12 protein-coding genes are annotated in these 19,353 nt (G+C 73.2%); 4 read left to right on the plus strand and 8 right to left on the minus strand.

Annotated features, from left to right (window positions below; translation table 11 throughout):
• Positions 1 to 141: 141 nt before the first annotated feature.
• The 8 genes from ACQEVZ_RS19325 to ACQEVZ_RS19360 all read right to left on the minus strand — a co-directional run bounded on the left by ACQEVZ_RS19325 (position 142) and on the right by ACQEVZ_RS19360 (position 12,810).
• Positions 142 to 3,108 carry an FtsX-like permease family protein gene (locus ACQEVZ_RS19325; protein WP_433368335.1) on the minus strand — a complete coding sequence of 989 codons (2,967 nt, stop codon included), beginning with the start codon at positions 3,106 to 3,108 and terminating at the stop codon, positions 142 to 144.
• 85 nt (positions 3,109 to 3,193) lie between these two features.
• Entirely contained in the window at positions 3,194 to 4,867 is a 1,674-nt protein-coding gene (locus ACQEVZ_RS19330; RefSeq protein WP_433368338.1) for an acyl-CoA mutase large subunit family protein, read from the minus strand.
• A gap of 124 nt (positions 4,868 to 4,991) precedes the next feature.
• Complete coding sequence (locus ACQEVZ_RS19335) at positions 4,992 to 5,678, minus strand: Asp23/Gls24 family envelope stress response protein (protein WP_344510203.1); 687 nt, start codon at positions 5,676 to 5,678, stop codon at positions 4,992 to 4,994.
• A 69-nt stretch (positions 5,679 to 5,747) separates the two neighbouring features.
• Positions 5,748 to 6,398 (minus strand): ABC transporter ATP-binding protein, encoded by a 651-nt coding sequence (locus ACQEVZ_RS19340; RefSeq protein ID WP_360560435.1) that lies wholly within the window; start codon positions 6,396 to 6,398, stop codon positions 5,748 to 5,750.
• A complete protein-coding gene (locus tag ACQEVZ_RS19345) occupies positions 6,395 to 7,282 on the minus strand; it encodes an ABC transporter ATP-binding protein (RefSeq protein WP_433368343.1) in 888 nt (295 codons plus the stop codon). The genes ACQEVZ_RS19340 and ACQEVZ_RS19345 overlap by 4 nt, the downstream gene beginning before the upstream one ends.
• A gap of 85 nt (positions 7,283 to 7,367) precedes the next feature.
• Complete coding sequence (locus ACQEVZ_RS19350) at positions 7,368 to 10,391, minus strand: FtsX-like permease family protein (RefSeq protein ID WP_433368346.1); 3,024 nt, start codon at positions 10,389 to 10,391, stop codon at positions 7,368 to 7,370.
• Positions 10,392 to 10,436: 45 nt separating this feature from the next.
• On the minus strand, positions 10,437 to 11,414 hold the full coding sequence (gene meaB, locus ACQEVZ_RS19355) for a methylmalonyl Co-A mutase-associated GTPase MeaB (RefSeq protein ID WP_344510211.1): 978 nt from the start codon (positions 11,412 to 11,414) through the stop codon (positions 10,437 to 10,439).
• A 208-nt stretch (positions 11,415 to 11,622) separates the two neighbouring features.
• Positions 11,623 to 12,810 (minus strand): acetyl-CoA C-acetyltransferase, encoded by a 1,188-nt coding sequence (locus ACQEVZ_RS19360; RefSeq protein ID WP_363394289.1) that lies wholly within the window; start codon positions 12,808 to 12,810, stop codon positions 11,623 to 11,625.
• A 73-nt stretch (positions 12,811 to 12,883) separates the two neighbouring features.
• Here ACQEVZ_RS19360 and mce point away from each other — a divergent pair, with 73 nt between their 5' ends.
• From mce to ACQEVZ_RS19380, 4 genes are all read left to right on the plus strand, one after another.
• The gene (gene mce, locus ACQEVZ_RS19365) at positions 12,884 to 13,360 is read left to right on the plus strand and encodes a methylmalonyl-CoA epimerase (RefSeq protein WP_344510215.1); all 477 of its coding nucleotides are present in this window, start codon (positions 12,884 to 12,886) and stop codon (positions 13,358 to 13,360) included.
• A 158-nt stretch (positions 13,361 to 13,518) separates the two neighbouring features.
• A complete protein-coding gene (gene ccrA, locus ACQEVZ_RS19370; RefSeq protein ID WP_344510217.1) occupies positions 13,519 to 14,868 on the plus strand; it encodes a crotonyl-CoA carboxylase/reductase in 1,350 nt (449 codons plus the stop codon).
• Between the two features lie 617 nt (positions 14,869 to 15,485).
• Positions 15,486 to 16,730 (plus strand): cell division protein DivIVA, encoded by a 1,245-nt coding sequence (locus ACQEVZ_RS19375; RefSeq protein WP_344510219.1) that lies wholly within the window; start codon positions 15,486 to 15,488, stop codon positions 16,728 to 16,730.
• A 121-nt stretch (positions 16,731 to 16,851) separates the two neighbouring features.
• Positions 16,852 to 19,251, plus strand: coding sequence for a hypothetical protein (locus ACQEVZ_RS19380; RefSeq protein WP_433368352.1), 2,400 nt, complete (start codon positions 16,852 to 16,854; stop codon positions 19,249 to 19,251).
• The last annotated feature ends 102 nt before the right edge of the window (positions 19,252 to 19,353 follow it).

Here is a 19,353-nt window from a genome sequence, read left to right on the forward strand (position 1 = left end):
GATCCAGACACTGCGCCCATGGTTCGCGACCCTCCGCTGCGCTCCGGCTCGGTCATGCCGCCGCCTCCGCTTCGCTGCGGCGCCGGCCTGACTCAAGCACTGCACCCATGGTTCGCGACCCTCCGCTGCGCTCCGGCTCGCTCACGGAGTGCTCCATCCGTCGGCGAAGTAGGGCAGGACGTCACCGATGTAGGTGCGGATGAGCACGACGAGCAGCAACCCGGTGAGGAGGGAGGCGCCGACGAGGATCAGGTAGCCCTCGACGGCAACGCGCTGCACGAGCCGGGCCGGTGCGCCCTGGTTGCGCAGCGCGCTGAGTTCCGCGGACCGCGGCCGGCGCTCGACCGCGGCGACGACGGTGGCCGAGCCGATCGCCAGCGCGACCCCGACGATCGCCGACAGCAGCATGAACTGCAGGGTCAGCGGCGGGCCGAAGGACGCGTAGCGGGCGGCGGTGCCGTCGATCGTCTCCTCGCCCTGCACGATCAGCCCCTGCGCCTCGAGCCGCCCCACGACGTCGCGCGGCGCGTCGGGGGCGAGCCAGACCTGCATCGACTCGCCGGCGCCGAAGTCGGCGCCGAGCCGGTCGGCGAATTCGAGGTCGACGAGCACGCCCTGGTCGCCGATGCGCGGCAGCCGGGTCGCGGAGCCGGCGATCCGCTCGGAGATGGATGCCGAGCCGTACGTGACCCGCTGGTCGCCGGCGATGCGCTGCTGGAGCCGCTTGGCCCGGATGGAGGCGATCGGCGCCGGCGTGTCGATCGGGTAGACGCCGGGGTCGGTCGCCGGACCGGGCCTGATCGGCGCCACCCGCAGCAGCAGGCCGGCGGTGGCCGGCGCGACGATCAGGTTGGGCGGCGCCGGCGAGACGGACAGGCGCCATCGGGTCCGGTCGGTCAGGGTCTCCTTGCCGAGCACGGGCGACCCGGCCGACAGGCCGCGGACGGTGACCTCGATGCCGGGGCGCGCGGCGAAGAACACCTTCTGGTCGAGGGTGCTCTGGGTGATCGCCAGCGAGCTCAGCCGGCAGCCCGGCGCCTTGGCGCAGGCGGGCACCTGGGCCTTCAGCGTCGCGGGGCCCGCCACGAGCGGGCCGACCCTGGCGACCAGCCGGGCACCGGCCGGGTCGGCGAGCACGGCCTCGAAGAAGAGCGTCCGGCCCCGCTCGGGCGCGGTCATGGCCACGTCCAGGTCGAACGTCAGCTCCCCGCCGGTGACCATGACGGGGTCGGGCGCCTGCGGGTGCAGGGTGGCCGCGGCCTGCTCGGCAGTCATCCCGTATTCGGGGCGCCAGGCCGCCACGGCTGGCAGCCGCGGGCTGTCCACGAGCAGGACCCGGTCCTGGGCGGAGCGCAGCGACTGCACGACCGCCATCGCCTGCTTGCCCGACGGGTCGGCGGCGCGGACCGCGCGGAGCAGGGCGAGCCGGTTCTCGGCGCGGACGATGAGCACGCGGTCGGCGCCGACCTCCAGCTCGGCCCGGTCGCGCCCGGCATCGACGCCCGCGCTCCAGGTGATGTACGAGGTGCCGAGCAGCGCGACCGTGACGATCATGAGCGCGGCCAGCCGGTGGACGCCGGGCCGGCGCGCCAGGTAGATGGCGGTGAGCGCGCGGGCCGGGCGGCCGTGCCGCAGCGCGCCCTCGACCATCCGGCCGGCGATCGCCGTGATCGCGCGGGACGCGACCAGGGCGCAGGCGAGGGCGGCGAGGCCGGGCGCCAGCAACGCGAGCCCCGCGGCGTCCCCGGAGGCGCGGTGCTTCACCTGGTACACGGCGATCCCGGCGACGATGACCAGCACCAGGTCGAACAGGTCCCGCCAGGCGCGGGCCCGGCCCGGGGCCTGGCGCAGCAGCTCGGCGACGGTCGAGCCGAGCGCACGGCGCTCCGCGAGCAGCGCGGCCAGCAGCGCGCCGAGGACCGCGACGACCACTGCGCCGACGGACAGCGAAGCGGCCTGCGAGACGACCGCGGGCTCCTGGATCGCGCCGGTGACGGCGGTGGCCACCAGATACCCCAGCGGCAGCCCGATCAGAGCCCCGGCGATCATCGGCACCGCGCTCTGCCCGCCGACGAGGGCCCAGGTGCGGCCGCGGGTGGCGCCGCGCAGCTTGACCAGGCCGACGTCGGGGCGGCGCTCCTCGCCGGTGTACTTGACCGCCAGGTACAGGGCGAACCAGCAGAGCAGGAGCAGCTGGAACGCGCCGACGGGGACGCCGAGGCTGAGCAGCTGCCGGTCCCGCTCGACCCGGTCGGCCGTGACGGTGAGGCTGGTGTACATGCTGAGCCGGTTGTTGGCCGCCTTGACCGTCGCCGCGGCGAGGAACGCGCGGACCTCCGACGGGGTGTTCTCGACGAAGAGCTTCGGCTCGGCGACCATGTCGACGATGAACCGCACCTTGTCCGGCTGCAGCTTGTCGAACACGGCCGGGCCGGCGAGCACCGCGTCGTCGACCGGCTCCGTGATCTCCGGCGGCGCGCCGGCGGGCAGGTCGACCGCGATCAGCTGGGCGTTGCTGCTCCAGAACGGGTCGGCCGGGTCGACCGGCCGGTAGATCCCGGTGACGGTGAACTGCTGCGCGCCGAGGACGCTGGTCGCCTCGTAGCTGACCTGGTCGCCGGGCTTGACGCCCAGCCAGTGGGCGGTGCGGTAGCTGAGCATCACCTCGCCCGCGCCGGTGGCGCACCGGCCCTCGATGGTGGCCTGGTCGCACGCGCCGGTGCGCAGCATGAGCGGCGAGTCGGTCTCGCGCTTCACGCCGAGGGCGCTGCCGCCGTCCTGGGCCGCGGCGGAGATCAGCGAGCCCGTCAGGTAGGCGCCGGTGTAGGTGGTGAACCCGCCCAGCTCCACGACCGACTGCGTCAGCTGCGCGTTGGCCTCCAGGTGCGCCGCGACGGAGCCGCCCTCGATCTTCCCCTCACCGACGGTTTCGAGGGACCGCTCGGTGATCGGCGCCGACTCGACGTGACGGGTCGCGATGCGCTCCGTGGACGCGAGGACATACCAGGGTGCGGCCGCCGCGGCGGCCGCGGCGAGCGTGCTCAGCAGGAGCAGCGTCAGCGCCTGTGTCCGCCTGGCCCGCAACGCTGCGAGCACGAGTGCCAGCAAGGCCCCTCCCCCGTCGGTCAAGGTCGTTCGTAAGAAGACCAACCGGGAGAGGGGCCGGTTGCATTGCGATTAGGTAACTGCCAGCTCAGAACCGCGCGGGCTCGCGGTAGATGCCCCATTCGTCCTTGAGCGCCCCGCAGATCTCGCCGAGGGTCGCCTCGGCACGGCACGCGTCCAGCATCGCCGGGATCATGTTCCCGCCGGTGCGAGCCGCCGCCACCATCTCCTGGATCCGCCGCTCCACGAGGGCGTTGTCCCGCTCGGCCCGGCGGGCGCCGAGGAGCTTGTTCTGCTCGGTCTCGACCTCGTGCGAGACCCGCAGGATGTCCAGGTCCCGGGTCAGCGAGCCGGTGTGCACGTTGACGCCGACGACCCGCTTGTCGCCCTTCTCGAGGGCCTGCTGGTAGACGAAGGCGCTGTCGGCGATCTCCGACATGAACCAGCCGTCCTCGATGCCGCGCAGGATGCCGGCGGTGATGGTGCCGTCGCCGCCCATATCGCGGATGCGCTGGAAGATCGCCTCCGCCTCGGCCTCGATGCGGTCGGTCAGCGCCTCGACATACCAGGAGCCGCCGAGCGGGTCGGCGACGTTGGTGACGCCGGTCTCCTCCATCAGCACCTGCTGGGTGCGCAGGGCGATCTCGGCGGCCTCGTCGGTGGGCAGCGCCAGGGTCTCGTCCAGCGCGTTGGTGTGCAGCGACTGGGTGCCGCCGAGGACCGCGCTGAGCGCCTCGACCGCCGTGCGCACGACGTTGTTGTACGGCTGCTGGGCGGTCAGCGAGACGCCGGCCGTCTGCGTGTGGAACTTGAGCCACAGGGCCTTCTCGCTGGTGGCGCCATACACGTCGCGCAGCCAGCGGGCCCAGATCCGCCTGGCCGCGCGGAACTTCGCGATCTCCTCGAAGAAGTCGATGTGCGCGTCGAAGAAGAAGCTCAGCCCGGGCGCGAACCTGTTGACGTCCAGGCCCCGGGACTGGCCGAGCTCCACGTACCCGAAGCCGTCGGCGAGGGTGTATGCCAGCTCCTGCGCGGCCGTCGAGCCGGCCTCACGGATGTGGTAGCCGGAGACGGACAGCGGCTTGTAGCGGGGGATCTCCTTGCCGCAGAACTCCATCAGGTCGCCGATGAGGCGCAGGTGCGGCTCGGGCGGGAAGAGCCACTCCTTCTGCGCGATGTACTCCTTGAAGATGTCGGTCTGCAGGGTGCCGTCGAGGACGCCGAGGTCGACACCCTGCCGCTCGGCCGCCACCAGGTACATGCAGAAGACGGGCACCGCCGGCCCGGAGATGGTCATGCTGGTGGTGACGTCGGCGAGGGGGATGCCGTCGAAGAGCACGTCCATGTCGGCGGCGGAGTCGATCGCGACCCCGCAGTGGCCGACCTCGCCGAGCGACTGCGGGTCGTCGGAGTCGCGGCCCATCAGCGTCGGCATGTCGAAGGCGACGGAGAGCCCGCCGCCGCCCGCGCCGAGCAGCATCTTGTAGCGGGCGTTGGTCTGCTGCGCGTTGCCGAAGCCGGAGAACTGCCGGATGGTCCACGTGCGGCCGCGATACCCCGTGGGGTGCAGCCCTCGCGTGTACGGATACTCACCAGGCCAGCCGATGCGCTCGAAGCCGGGCACGTCGGCACCCTCCGGCGGCCCGTAGACCGGGTCGACCCGGGTCCCGGACAGGGTGGTGAAGTCGGCGTCGCGCTTGCGGGCCTCGTCGTAACGGCGCTGCCAGCGGGCGCGGCCCTCGGCGATGTCGTGGGCGTCCATGGGGTGTCGGCGCTCCTCGAGAACTCGGCGTGATCGGGTTGTCCGTCTCACCGTCGATGGTATGCGCTCCCTGAACGATCGCTAAGGAGGGTGGGACAAGTCCCACCCTCCGTTCACGACGACGTTACGCGGCGGAGGCGGCCTCAGACTCCGGAAGCGTGTCGCTCACGTGGACGTCGTCCACGACGATGTCGACGGAGGTGACCTCGAGTCCGAGCAGGTTCTCGATCGCGCCGATGACGTTGGCGCGGACCTTCTCGGCGACGGAGTAGAGCACGAAGCCGTACTCGATCACGAGCGTGACCCGCACGGCGGCGCTGCGGCCCTCCAGGCGGACGTGCACGCCACGGTTGCCGTTCTCCCGCTCCTCGCCGTCGCCGAGGCCGATGCGGTCGCGGACCGAGGCGAAGACCCGGGCGACGTCGCCGCCGAGGTCGTACACGCCGGGGACCTCACGGGTGGCGATGCCGGCGATCTTCTCGACCACCTCGTCGGCGATGGTCGTGGTGCCCCGCTCGGCGGCGAGCTCGGCGGAGTTGCGCAGCCGGTCGACGACCTGCGAGGCGATCCGCCCCGACGCGGCGGCGGTCGTCGTGGCGAGCTCACCGACCCGGTCGGCGGTGGTGGTGGCGAACTCGCCGACCCGCTCGGCGGCGTCGGACGCGAAGGCGCTGACCCGCTCGCCGGTGGAGGCGGCGGTGCCCGCGACAGAGCCCGGAGCCGCCGGCTCGATGGAGAGCGCGTCGCCGGTCATGTCGGGATCGTCCACGTCATTGCGCTGCGCGGGGATGCCCGCGGTCACCTCGGTCATTGCTGCTCCTCCCCTGGGTCCGTCGGCCGAGCGCGAGCGTACTCGCGCCCGGCGAACGCGGGCAGAGGCTTAACGGACCAGTTGGGCAACTCCGTCGGACAGGTGGAGCTCGCGGTCGCAGGCGGCCGCGGCCTCCGGGTCGTGGGTGGCGAAGACGACCGCCGCGCCGCGGCGGGCCTCCTCCTGCAGGAGCTCCATGACCTTCTGCCGGTTGGTGGAGTCCAGCTCGCTGGTCACCTCGTCGGCGAGCACCACGGCGCCGTGCAGGGCCAGGCCCCGGGCGATCGCGGTGCGCTGCTGCTGGCCGCCGGAGAGCTCCTCGACCAGCTGATCGGCCTGGCTGCCGAGGCCCAGGCGCTCCAGCGAGGCCACGGTCGCCCGCCGGGCGTCGGCCGGTGCCGCACCGCCGGCGATCATCGCCACCTGGATGTTCTCCTGCGCGGTGAGGATCGCGGCGAGGCCGTTGTCCTGCGGGATCAGCACGACCTTCTCGGACACGGCGTGGTCGCGGTCGCGCAGCGGCGTGCTGTCGACGGCCACCGTCCCGGCCGCCGGCTTCAGCAGCCCGGCCATCGCCCACAGCAGCGTCGTCTTGCCGGCCCCGGACGGCCCGGTCACGGCGAGGATCTGCCCCGGTGAGACGACCACGGACACGTCGCGCAGCACGGGGTGGTCGCGCTCGTACGCGACCGTGACACCGTCGACCGTCAACGTCTTCACTGCATGTCCTCCAACAACGTGTGAGACCGGGCGGGCACCAGCAGCACCGTGCCGTCGGGCTGCGGCTCCACCCCGACCAGGGTGCCGGGCGGCAGCATGCGCAGCACCTCCTGCGGCAGGTGCACCGTACCGTCGCGACCGACCACCGCGTAGTCCTCTCCGCGACGTCCCTCGGCGCCGACCCGCCCGTCGCGGATCGTGACGGTGCGGCCCATCCGCAGGCCGACGTCCGGGTCGTGCGTCACGACGACGACGGTCGTGCCGGCCCGGCGGACCGCGTCCAGGGCGAGGAGCACCTCGTCGCGGGCGTGGGTGTCGAGCTGGCTGGTCGGCTCGTCGGCGAGCAGCAGTCCCGGCCGGGCGGCCAGCCCGACGGCGAGCGCCAACCGTTGACGCTCACCAGGAGAGAGTCGCTGCGGCAGCTGCCGGTTGCGTCCCCGCCCGCTGAGGCCGACCATCGCGAGCACCTCGCGGGGATCGGCCAGCTGCCGGGAGCTGCCGGAAGGGCGTGACACCCGGCGCCGGTCACCGGGGACGCCGCGCTGGGCGAAGCGCACGTTCTGCTCCGCGGTCAGGTACGGCAGCAGGTTGCGCGACGCGCCCTGCAGCACGACGCCGACGTCGGTGGCCCGCAGCCGCTGCAGCTCGGCGGGCGTGGCGCGGGCGAGGTCGTGCTCGCCGACGCTGACCCGGCCCGCCGACGGTGGCAGGAGCCCCGCGAGCAGCGACAGCAGGGTCGACTTGCCCGACCCGGACGGCCCGAGCAACGCGACCGACTCCCCGGCGGAGATGTCGAGGTCGACCCCCGACAACGCCACGACGTCGTAGCCCTCGAGGCGGTAGATGTAGACCAGCCCACGGCAGGTCACCGAAAGCCCGGTCATGCCGTCGCCTCCGCTGCGCTCCGGCGCCGGCCTGACGCAAGCACTGCACCCATGGTTCGCAGCCCTCCGCTCCGCTCCGGCCCGCTCACGCCTCACCGTCCCGGAGGCGTTCGGGCGTGGCGCGACCCATCAGCCGCAGCGCCATCAGTACAGCGGCCGCCAACGCCGACACGATGGCGGCGACGGCAACGGGCAGGGCGCCCATGCCGAGCTCCCACGTGATCGGCGACGCGACCCCGACGGTCACGAGCGGGATCCCCGGCAGCATCACCATCGCGCCGAGCAGTCCGGCGCCGAGACCGACGACGAGCGGGACGCCGAGCAGCGCCCGGTACTCCCGGAACACCGCCCTGCGCAGCTGCCCCGACCGCACCCCGGCGACCCGCAGCGCGGCGAGCTCGTAGAGGCGGGCGCGGACCCCGACGTAGGCGGTCAGCAGCACCACGCCGATCGCGAGGAGGATCGCGACCCCGCCGGCCAGCAGGTAGAGCCACAGCCCGAGCGCCGGTGCGCGGCGGGCGAGCTGCTCCAGCTGCCCGTCGATCGTCTCCGTCCGCAGCACCTGCACCCCGGCGGACGCGAGCCGCCGGTCGAGGTCCGCGGGCGCGGCCGAGGAGGCCCACACCTCGTAGCGCAGGGTCGCGTTGTCGGCGAGGCTCGCACCGCGCTCGGCCATCCGCGTCGCGTAGTCGAGGTCGAACAGCACCCCGCGCCGGCCGGCCCTGGGCAGGCTGCCGGCGTGCGCCGCGACCGTGAACGGCTGCGGCTGGTCGGAGAAGCCGGGCAGCTTGAACGTCGCCGCGGCCGCGTCGTCGGTGGGCGCGCCACCGGCGAGGACGGCGGGCAGCGCCTCCGGGGTGTCGAAGTGCTCGACGACGGCGTCGGAGGGGTCGCTGCCGGAGACGTCGACGCCGAGCGCCGCGCCCGTCCGGACGACGACCTGTGCGGCGCCCGGCCGGGCCCGCCAGCGCCCGGGGAGGTCGAAGCTGGACGCGAGGGGGGCGCCGTCGCTGCTCAGGCCGCGGACGGCGACGGTGACCGCGAAGGGCTCGCTGCCGCCGGCCGCGCGGCCGATCGCGAGGCCGACGAGCCGGCAGCCGCTCCCGCAGCCGGGGAGGCTCGCATGGTACGAACGGGTCCCCTTCGTCAGCCCGCCGAGCCCGACCGTGCGGGGCGGCTGGCCGGGCGCGGCGACGACCGCGGCGACCCGCAGCGCCGGTTTGGCCGGCAGCGTGTCGACGGAGATCTCCGCGGCGACGTCCTTGCCGAGCCGCAGCGGCGCGGCGACGTCCGGGTGCAGCCGCGCGGCGATGTCGCTGACGTCGGCCCGGGAGTGCCCGCGCCACACCGCGACCTCCGCCAGCCGGCCGGACTGCACCCCGAGCAGCTCGACGGGGGCGTTGTCGAAGCGCTGGCTGGCCCGCACGACGGCCATCGAGTGCCCGCCCGGGTCGGCCTTGTCGACCGCGGCCTCCAGGGCCGACGGGTGGTCGGCGGCGACGGTGAGGACCCGCTGCGCGCCGACGGTGTCGTCGGCGGTGTCGCGGCGGGCCCGCCCGGCCGCGTCCCACGCGGTCGCGGCGAAGGTCAGCAGCGCCACCGCGACCGTCACCACGACCACTAGTCGCCGGCCGCCGGGGCGGCGGGACAGCTGCGCGGCCGACAGCAGCGGCACGATCCGGCCGCGGCGGCGGGCGATCCGCAGCCGCGCCTGCGACCACAGGCCGAGCAGCCGGGCCGCGGCGACGCCGACGACGACCGCGAGCAGCGGCGGCGCGAGCAGCGCCAGGGGCGAGCCGCGGTCGTTGGCGGCGGCGGCGAGGCTGGCCGCGGCGAGCGCGACGACGACGCCGTCCGCGACGCCGGCCCGCCGGCCGCCCCGCTCCGGCACGCGCCGCAGCAGGCCGAGGATCGGCCGGGCGAGGGTCTGCCGGCCGGCGAGCACCGCGGCGGCGATCCCGGCGGCCAGGGCGAGAGCGGCGCCGGCGAACACCGGCCAGCGCACCTCGACCCCGACCCCCTCGGCCAGCAGCGCCCCGGCGGCGACCTGCACGAGCAGCAGCCCGGCCGCGATCCCGGCGGGGACCGCGGCGACGATCAGCAGCAGCACCTCGCCGAGGCCGAACCTGGTGGCCCGTCCGGACGGGTAGCCGCGCAGCTTCGCCAGGGCGATCTCCGGCGCGCGCTCCTCGGTCAGCGAGGCGACGAGCAGGAACAGCACGAACCAGCACAGCAGCAGCAGCGGCACCGCGATGACCGGCGCCGTCCGTCCGATGCTGGCCTGGTCGGCGTCGATATCGCGCAGGACCGCCGGGAGGGTGGTGGTCAGCTCCAGCTCCTCGCCGCGCAGCCGGTCACCCAGGGTCTGGATGCCGTCGCGGAGCCCGGCGACGTCGTCGAGCCTGACCCGGTCCGCGCGCAGCGGGTACTCCAGGCGGGTCGCGAGCGTCGCGGTGCGCTCCAGCCGCAGGTCGTCCTCGGTCATCGAGAACAGGGCGTCGGCCGTGCTGTCGCTGGCGCTGAAGTAGGAGGTGCGGCCCCAGTACGCGGCGTCGGCGTCGGTCGGGGTGTAGAGGCCGCTGATCGTGAACGTCTTGTCGTGCCCGCCGGTCGCCGGCCCGAGGTGGACGGTGAGGTGGTCCCCGGTCTTCAGGTCCCGGGCGGCGGCGGTGCGCTTGCTGACCACGATCTGGCCCGGGTCGTCCGGGCAGGTGCCGTCGATCGTCAGGTGGTAGCAGGCGTTGTCGCGGTACGCGAGCTTGGCGTTGGTGTCGCCGAACGAGATCTCGGTGTCGATGGTCGCGACCGGCAGGTCCAGCCGGTCGGCGAGCAGTTGGTCCTTGGCGAGCGCGGTGTTCATGGCCAGCCGGATCTCGGCGAGGTCCTTGAACGCGGCGCTGTCTGCGGTGCCCTTTGCCCCGGCGGTCAGCCCGGTCGCGTCGGTGGACGCGGCGGACAGGCCGTCTGTGAGCACGGACTGCTGCGCGGCACGGCTGTACGCGGGTGCGAGCACGGCCGCCGTGGTCGCCGTCACGGCGAGGAGGAAGACCACGAACGACCGGCCGGCCCGGTACCTGATGCCACGCAGCATGACGGTCCAGGCCGTCAAGATGTGCCCCCTGTGCTGGTCGAGCTGAAGGTTGACCCGCAGACCTTAGCGGTCGTTCCGCCGCTCGGTCATGGTCACCAGCTCGCTCGCGGCGGTGTGTGGATCCAGGTCACCGTCCGCCACCTGCCTCGCCAGGCCGGCGAGCACGGCGCCGTCCCGCAGGGCTTCCATCCGGCCACGCAGCGTGCCCAGCGCGATCGCCTCGATCTCGGCCGCGGCCCGCCGCTCGCGACGCCGGCGCAGCTCGCCGGTGTCGTGCAGGTGCTCGCGGTGCTCGGTGATCGTCGCAACGATCTCGTCGATGCCCTCGCCCCGCGCCGCGACGGCCCGCAGCACCTTGGGCCGCCACTGGCCGGGCGCGCGCTCGCCGAGCCCGATCATGCCCTGGATGTCGCGGTACGTGGCGTCGGCGCCGTCCCGGTCCGCCTTGTTGACCACGAAGATGTCGGCGATCTCCAGCACGCCCGCCTTCGCCGCCTGGATCGAGTCGCCCATGCCCGGGGCGAGCAGGACCAGCGTCGTGTCGGCGAGCCCCGCGATCTCGACCTCGGCCTGGCCGACGCCGACGGTCTCCACGACGACGGGGTCGCAGCCGGCGCCGTCGAGCACCCGCACGGCCTGCGGGGTCGCCGCCGACAGCCCGCCGAGGTGCCCGCGGCTGGACATCGAGCGGATGTAGACGCCTGGGTCGGTCGCGTGGTCCTGCATCCGGACGCGGTCGCCGAGGATCGCCCCGCCGGTGAACGGGCTGGACGGGTCGACGGCGAGCACACCCACCCGCCTGTCCTGCTTGCGGAACGCGCGGACCAGCTCGTTGGTGGTGGTGGACTTGCCGACGCCGGGCGAGCCGGTCAGCCCCACGACGTGGGCGTCGCCGGCGTGCGGCGCGAGGGCGGCGGCCACCTGCGGTAGCAGCTCGTCACCGTCCTCCACCAGCGACACCAGGCGGGCGACGGCGCGGGGATCACCTTCTCGCGCCTTCGCCACCAGGTCCGGCACGTCCCGCGATCGCCGGACGCTCACCGCTGCGGTTCCTTGTCGCCGTTTTCGCTCATGTACGGCATGATCGCCGCTCCAGGCGCTCCGCGCCCGGGGGTGAGCCCCGTTCCTCCCCCTCGACCGAGCCGACCGTCCACCCCGAGCACCGCTCGATGTGCGGGGCGGCGGCCGGCGATCGCCGTTCCGGGCGTTCGACCGGCCGCCGGGACCGCTGGCGCGAGTCGCCGCAGGGTCACTGCTTGGGGACGCGGAGCAGGAGTGCGTCGCCCTGGCCGCCGCCGCCGCACAGGGCAGCGGCACCGAGCCCGCCACCGCGGCGGCGCAGCTCCAGCGCGAGGGTCAGGGCGAGCCTGGCGCCGGACATGCCGATCGGGTGGCCGAGCGCGATCGCTCCCCCGTTGACGTTGACGATCGCCGGGTCGATGCCCAGGTCGGCGGTCGACTGCACGCCGACGGCCGCGAACGCCTCGTTGATCTCCACGAGGTCGAGGTCGGCGGCGGTCAGGCCGGCCTTGCCGAGCGCGTGCTTGATCGCGTTGGACGGCTGGCTGGTCAGCGAGTTGTCGGGGCCCGCGACGTTGCCGTGCGCGCCGATCTCGGCGAGCCAGGTCAGCCCGAGCTCCTCCGCCTTCGCCTTGCTCATGACGACGACCGCGCAGGCCCCGTCGGAGATCGGCGAGGACGTCGCGGCGGTGATGGTGCCGTCCTTGCTGAACGCGGGCCGCAGCTTCGCCAGGGTCTCGACCGTGGTCTCGGGCCGGATCTGCTCGTCGTCGGTGACCAGCAGCGGGTCGCCCTTCCTCTGCGGGATCTCCACCGGCACGATCTCCTCGGCGAGGCGCCCCTCCTTCTGCGCGGCGGCGGCCCGCTGGTGGCTCGCCGCGCCGAACGCGTCCTGCGCCTCGCGGGTGATGCCGAGCCGGGACACGTGCCGCTCGGTCGACTCGCCCATCGACACCTGGTCCCAGGCGTCGGTGAGGCCGTCGAGGGCCATGTGGTCGCGGATGACGACGTCGCCGTACTTGTAGCCCTGACGCTGCCCGGCGAGCAGGTGCGGGGCGTTGGTCATCGACTCCATGCCGCCGGCGACCACGATCTCGAACTCGCCGGCCCGGATCAGCTGGTCGGCCAGGGCGATCGCGTCGAGGCCGGAGAGGCAGACCTTGTTGATCGTCAGGGCGGGCACCGACATCGGGATGCCGGCCTCGACCGCGGCCTGCCGGGCGGGCATCTGGCCGGCGCCGGCGGTCAGCACCTGGCCCATGATCACGTACTGCACCTGCTCGGGCGCCACGCCCGAACGCTCGAGCGCCGCCTTGATGGCGACACTCCCGAGCCTGGTGGCGGGAAAGTCTTTGAGGGCGCCGAGCAGCCGCCCCATCGGCGTGCGGGCGCCGCTGACGATCACCGCTTGAGTCATCGTGAGGCCTTTCGAGAGATGGTTCACATCGCACCGTCGCGACTGAACGATTACTAGGGTTCAGACTATCGCCATGACGACCTCGGACCCGAAGTTGGATATCTCACCCGTCGGCATTCTCCGCATCGATCACGTCGGTATCGCCGTCGCGGATCTCGACGAGGCGATCGCGTTCTACGGGCGCGTGTTCGGCATGCGTTGCGTGCACGAGGAGACGAATGAGGAGCAGGGGGTGCGCGAGGCGATGCTGTCGGTCGGGCCCACCCCCGAGGGGGGTTGCCTGCAGCTGCTCGCGCCGCTGAGCCCGGCCTCGACGATCGCGAAGTTCCTGGACCGCAGCGGTCCGGGCATGCAGCAGCTCGCCTACACGGTGAGCGACATCGATGCGACCTGCGCCGAGCTGCGGTCCCGTGGCGTCCGGCTGCTGTACGAGACGCCCCGCCGCGGCACGTCCGATTCGCGCATCAACTTCGTGCATCCGAAAGACGCCGGAGGCGTACTTGTGGAGCTGGTGGAGCCGTTCCGAGCAGCTTCGAGCAACCACTCCTGAGGAGGTCAGTGGACTTCTTCACAGGCCGGTTCCCGATTTAGCTACCGTTCAGTAACGTCCGCTTCAGGGCATCGAGATGTGTTGCCGATCCCCATAGGCACCCCGCTTTCCGGGGTCCCACGCTTTATGCCTTCATCCCGGACGTTAGGAGCCCAGCGGTGCAGCAGATCCTCGACGCGATCATGCAGGCGGAGCGGGCGGCGGACCCCGCGGCCGAGCTCCGCGCCGTGGCGGGCCTGCCGGTGCCCTCGTCGTACCGTGGCGTGGTCGTCCGCGCAGACGAGACCGACATGTTCGACGGCCTCGCCACCCGCGACAAGGACCCCCGCAAGTCCCTGCACGTGCAGGAGGTCCCCACGCCCGAGGTCGGTCCGGGCGAGGCCCTGATCGCCGTGATGGGCAGCGCCGTCAACTACAACACCGTCTGGACGTCGATCTTCGAGCCGGTCTCGACGTTCGGCTTCCTTCAGCGGTACGGCCGCCTCAACGACCTCTCGAAGCGCCACGACCTGCCCTATCACGTGGTCGGCTCGGACGCGGCCGGCGTGGTCCTGAAGGTCGGCCCGGGGGTGAGCAAGTGGAAGCCCGGCGACGAGGTGGTCGCGCACTGCCTCAGCGTCGAGCTGGAGGACGCCACCGGGCACGACGACACGATGCTCGACCCGCAGCAGCGGATCTGGGGCTTCGAGACCAACTTCGGCGGCCTCGCCGAGCTGGCCCTGGTCAAGGCCAACCAGCTCATGCCGAAGCCCACCCACCTGTCGTGGGAGGAGGCGGCCTGCCCCGGGCTGGTCAACTCCACCGCCTACCGGCAGCTCGTCTCCCACCACGGCGCGCAGATGAAGCAGGGCGACACCGTCCTCATCTGGGGCGCGTCCGGCGGCCTCGGCTCCTACGCGACGCAGTTCGCCCTCAACGGCGGGGCTACCCCCGTCTGCGTCGTGTCCAGCCCGCAGAAGGCCGACCTGTGCCGGGCCATGGGCGCCGAGCTGGTGATCGACCGCTCGTCGTTCACCTTCTGGAAGGACGAGCACACGCAGGACACCGCCGAGTGGCGCCGCTTCGGGGCGGAGATCCGCGCCCTGACCGGCGGCGACGACCCGGACATCGTGTTCGAGCACCCGGGCCGCGAGACCTTCGGCGTCAGCGTCTACGTCGCCAAGCGCGGCGGCACCATCGTCACCTGCGCGTCGACGTCGGGCTTCATGCACCAGTACGACAACCGGTACCTCTGGATGAACCTCAAACGCATCATCGGCAGCCACTTCGCCAACTACCGCGAGGCGTGGGAGGCCAACCGGCTCATCGCCCTCGGCAAGATCCACCCGACGCTGTCGCGCACCTACTCCCTGGACCAGACCGGCCAGGCCGCACACGACGTGCACCGCAACGCGCACCAGGGCAAGGTCGGCGTGCTCTGCCTGGCCCCCACCGAGGGCCTCGGCGTCCGCGACCCCGAGCTGCGCGCGAAGCACGAGACCGCGATCAACCGCTTCCGCAACCAGTAGCCGGCCGACATCCGCCGCACCCAGCCGCGGCGGTTACCACCCCTCAAGCCGGGTACGCACCAGACCCCGCGACGGGACGCCACAGCGTCGTGGCTCCCGCCGCGGCCCACCACTCCGGCCACGGCCCCACCCCGCTCGCCGAGCCGCCGCCATCACCCCTCGGGCCACAGACGTTGGTCAATGCCCCGAGACGTCCCGTTCCGGATGGACGGCGGATAGAGGGTGCGCGATGTGGACCCGAATCAGAGATCATCTTGTGGGCGGATCGCGCGGGGTCTATGGAACGAAAGCCGCGAACCGGGGCATTGATCAACGTCGTCAATGGGGTGGGGGCGGGTGTGGTTGAGTTCAGTGAGCAAGAAGACCCGCCGGGGTGGCGGGGCGGCGGGGCAGGTGGCGGCGGGGTGTGTCATCCGAGGTGAGGGGCGGTATGGACGTTGTCTCGGTGGGTGCACTTTTCGGTGATTGCGACCTGGCCGTACGGTCACTCGACACGCCGACAAAGCATGACAAAAACGTGGCGTGTCCTGGTCCGGTGAAGTTGACCTTGCGACCATCTCGGAAGAGTGCCGTTGCACCCTTGCGAAAGCCCCCCGGTGGTCTGCAAGTATGTGCCAATGCCCCAGCAGCAGTCCTCGGTTGACTTCTTTCAGAACGGCTCGGATCACGAAGAGCTGAGTGTGGTCCTGCGCGGTTACGACCGTGCCCAGGTCGACGCCAAGCTGCAGCGGATCAACGCGCAGCTCCAGCAGGCCAACCAGGCTCGCGAAGAGGCCGAGAGCCGGCTCGCCGAGTCCCAGCGGCGCATCCGTCAGACCGAGCAGCGGCTCGGCACGATGGAGCAGAAGCTGAGCGACACCAACAAGCAGCTGGAGGAGAACAACCGGCCGACGCTGTCGGGGCTGGGCACGCGGGTCGAGCAGATCCTGCGGCTCGCCGAGGAGCAGGCCAACGACCACCGGGGCGAGGCCAAGCGGGAGTCCGAGGGCATCATCTCCGCCGCGCGGCTCGAGGCTCGCGAGATCACCGACAAGGCGCGGGCCGAGTCCGCCGCCATGAAGGCGACCGCTGAGCGCGAGGCGGGCAACCTGCGCACCGCCGCCGAGCGGGAGGCCGCCGAGGTCCGGGTGCAGGCCCGACGCGAGGCCGACACGCTGCGCGCCGACGCGGAGCGCGAGACCAAGCAGCTGCGCACGGCCACGGCACACGAGGTCGCCGAGCTGAAGGCCACGGTCGAGCGCGAGGTGGCGACGCTGCGGGCCACCGCCGAGCGGGAGATCACCCAGCTGCGCGCCAAGGCCGCCCGCGAGGCGGAGGAGAAGCGCGCCGAGGCGACGAAGCTGCTGACCGACGCGCGGGACAAGCGCGACAAGGACCTGCAGTCCCTCGCGCTGGAGATCGCCGAGCGGCAGGAGAAGGCGGAGCGCGACGAGTCGGCCCGTCACCAGTCCGCGGTCGCCGCGACCCAGAAGCTCGTCAACGAGGCCGAGAGCCGCGCCCGGGCCGCCGAGGACCGTGCGAAGGAGATCGAGCAGCGGGCCGAGGCGCGCCGGGTCGAGTCCGAGCGCAGCGCCGCCGAGACGGTCGAGAAGGCCAAGAACCTGGCCGACAAGACGGTCAACGAGGCTCGCGCCGAGGCGCACCGCCAGCTCAGCGAGGCGCGTGCCGAGGCCGAGGAGACCACGCAGCGGGCCCGGCGCGAGGTCGAGGACCTCACCCGCCAGAAGGACGCGGTCACGTCGCAGCTGGGTCAGATGCTCTCCGGCCTCGCCGGGATCATGCCGACGGTCCAGCCGCCGCAGCAGGCCGGCCCGGCCGACGCCAAGAAGGAGTCCGGAGACGGCAAGAAGGTCTCCGCCTGACGTTCGCGGGGCGCGGTGATCCGGCCGCTTCTCGATCATTCACGGGGAGTTCGATCGCACGTCCCGTCATGCGCGGTGTGTAATTGCGCGTGGCGGGACGTTGCGTGTGAGGATGGGTGTCATGTCAGACCGCGACCTCTTCGACACGGGCCCGGGCGGCGTCTCTTCAGAGCCCGACTTCGAGACCGCACTGCGTGGGTACAACCGCAGCCAGGTCGACAAGTACTGGACGCAGTCGGAGAACGAGATCCATGCCCTGAAGCTGGAGAACGAAGAGGTCTGGAGCCAGGTCCAGGCGCTCGCCTCCCAGGTCCAGGAGCTGCAGATGGAGCTCGCTGACCTGCGCCGGCGCGGTCCTGTGGGCGAGGTCTCGTTCCGTCATCTGGGCGCCCGCGTCGAGCAGATCCTGGGGCTCGCCGAGGACCAGGCCGAGTCGATCCGCGCCAATGCCGTGCAGGACATCGCGGGCCTGCGCGGCGAGGCCGAGCGGCTCCTCGCCGACGCCCGCGGCCGGGCCGCCAAGGCCAACGAGGACTTCGAGCTCGCCCTCGCCGCCCGCCGTGCGGAGGAGGAGCGGGCGGTCACGGAGCGTCGCGCCGTGCTCGATGCCGAGGCGCGGGCGATCGAGGAGCGGGCCGCCGCTTCGCGGGCCGAGGCCGACCGGATCGTCGCGCACGCGCACGCCGAGGCGCAGCGCATCACCGCCGAGGTCACCGCCCAGCTCGAGCAGGCCCGCTTCCAGGCGGAGCGGGAGCTGCAGGCGCTGCGCGCGTCGGCCGAGCAGCACTCGGCGCAGGTCCGCGCCCAGGCCGACCAGCACGCCACCGCCGCCCAGCAGCACGCGGCGACCGTGACGAGCGAGGCCGAGCAGCAGGCCGCCGCGATCGTCGCCCAGGCGCAGCAGCAGGCCGCCGCGGTCACCACCGAGGCACAGCAGAAGGCGTCCGCGGTCACGGCCGAGGCACAGGCGCAGGCGACCGCGCTGACCACCCAGGCCCAGGAGACCGCCGCGACCGTCGCGGCGAAGGCGCAGGAGGCCGCGGCCGCCGTGGCCGCGCAGGCCGAGGAGCACGCCGCGACCGTCACCGCCCAGGCGCAGGAGACGGCCGCCGCCGTCGCCGCGCAGGCCGAGCAGGCCGCGAATGCCGTCACCGAGCAGGCCGCCGCGCAGGCGAAGGCCATCGCCGACAGCGCCGTGGCGAAGGCCGAGGCCGCGGCCGCCGAGGCGCACGCCGTCGCGACCGAGGCCCACCGCAAGAGCACCGACGAGGCGACCCGGAAGGCCGACGCCGAGGCCGTGCAGCGGGCCGACGCGGCCCGCGCCACGCTCGACCAGGAGCTGCGCGACCTGCGCGCCACCCACGACGCCGAGGTCGCCGAGCTGCGCACGACCGCCGACCGCGAGCTCGCCGAGGCCCGCGCCGCGGCCAAGGCCGAGACCGACCAGCTCCGCGCCACCGCCGAGTCGGAGGCCGAGACGCTGCGGACCACGGTGCGGACCGAGGTGGACGAGCTGCGGGCCGCCGCGAGGACCGAGGCCGAGACCCTCACCACCGCCGCGTCAGCGGAGGCGGACCAGCTCCGCACCGCCGCCAGCACCGAGGCCGAGACGCTGCGGAGCACAGCGCAGACCGAGGCCGAGACGCTGCGCACCGAGGCCGCGGCCGCCGTGACCGCCGCCCGGGCGGAGGCCGCGACCAAGGCCGAGGCCGCCACGAAGGCGGAGACGGAGGCGATCGCCAAGGCCGACGCCGCCGCGAAGGCCGGCGCCGAGGCCTTCGCCAAGGCCCAGGCCACGGCGAAGGCCGAGGCGGAGGCCACCGCGAAGCAGGCGGCCACCGCGAAGGCCGAGCTCGAGGCCGTCACTGCGGAGCTCACCGCGGCGGAGGGCCGGCTGGCCGAGGCCCGGGCGCAGGAGGCCGCCGCCCGCGAGCGACTCGATGAGATCGCCGGCGCCGAGGCCCGCCTCGCCGACCTGCGCGAGCAGGAAACGGCGCTCACCAGCAAGGTCGCCCAGGCCGAGACGGCGCTCAGCGGCGAGTTGGCCGGCCTGCGGGCGCAGGAGACCGAGCTGACCACCCAGGTCGCGGCCGCCGAGGCGAGCCTGGCCGAGCTGCGGCAGCAGACCGCCGACGCCGAGAAGCTGAGCGAGCAGGCGCAGCAGGCGACCGACAAGGCGAAGCAGGCCGACGACAAGGCCAAGCAGGCCGAGGCACAGGCGAAGGCGGCCGCCGAGAAGGCGAAGCAGGCCCAGCAGCAGGCGAAGCAGGCCGTCGAGAAGGCCAAGCAGGCCGAGGAGCAGGCGAAACTCGCCGAGGAGCGGGTCGAGGCCGCGCAGCGGCGGGCCGAGGAGATCGACCAGCTCGCCACTGCCGCCGGCACCGAGGCCGCCGAGCGCGCCGCCCAGACCCTGGCCGAGGCCGAGCAGTCCGCCGAGGCGATCCGCGAGGCCGCCCGCATCGAAACGGCGACCCCAGCGGCAACGAACGGCAACGGCAAGGTGAAGGTCGCGGCCGAGTAAGGGCCGAACTGGCGAAACACCCCGTGCATCAGGTGCGGAAAGCCGACACTCAAGTTGAGGACGTGATGACGAATCACGTATCGTCCGCGAGTCTGCGCGCCT

It is taken from the genome of Dactylosporangium sp. CA-152071, from assembly GCF_050936335.1.
Lineage (GTDB): Bacteria > Actinomycetota > Actinomycetes > Mycobacteriales > Micromonosporaceae > Dactylosporangium > Dactylosporangium maewongense.

Excerpts from the sequence above, each read along its gene's own strand:
- ACQEVZ_RS19330 (WP_433368338.1), bottom strand. The coding sequence starts at position 4,867 with ATGGACGCCCACGACATCGCCGAGGGCCGCGCCCGCTGGCAGCGCCGT.
- ACQEVZ_RS19335 (WP_344510203.1), bottom strand. The coding sequence starts at position 5,678 with ATGACCGAGGTGACCGCGGGCATCCCCGCGCAGCGCAATGACGTGGAC.
- ACQEVZ_RS19345 (WP_433368343.1), bottom strand. The coding sequence starts at position 7,282 with ATGACCGGGCTTTCGGTGACCTGCCGTGGGCTGGTCTACATCTACCGC.
- ACQEVZ_RS19360 (WP_363394289.1), bottom strand. The coding sequence starts at position 12,810 with ATGACTCAAGCGGTGATCGTCAGCGGCGCCCGCACGCCGATGGGGCGG.
- mce (WP_344510215.1), top strand. The coding sequence starts at position 12,884 with ATGACGACCTCGGACCCGAAGTTGGATATCTCACCCGTCGGCATTCTC.
- ACQEVZ_RS19375 (WP_344510219.1), top strand. The coding sequence starts at position 15,486 with ATGCCCCAGCAGCAGTCCTCGGTTGACTTCTTTCAGAACGGCTCGGAT.
- ACQEVZ_RS19380 (WP_433368352.1), top strand. The coding sequence starts at position 16,852 with ATGTCAGACCGCGACCTCTTCGACACGGGCCCGGGCGGCGTCTCTTCA.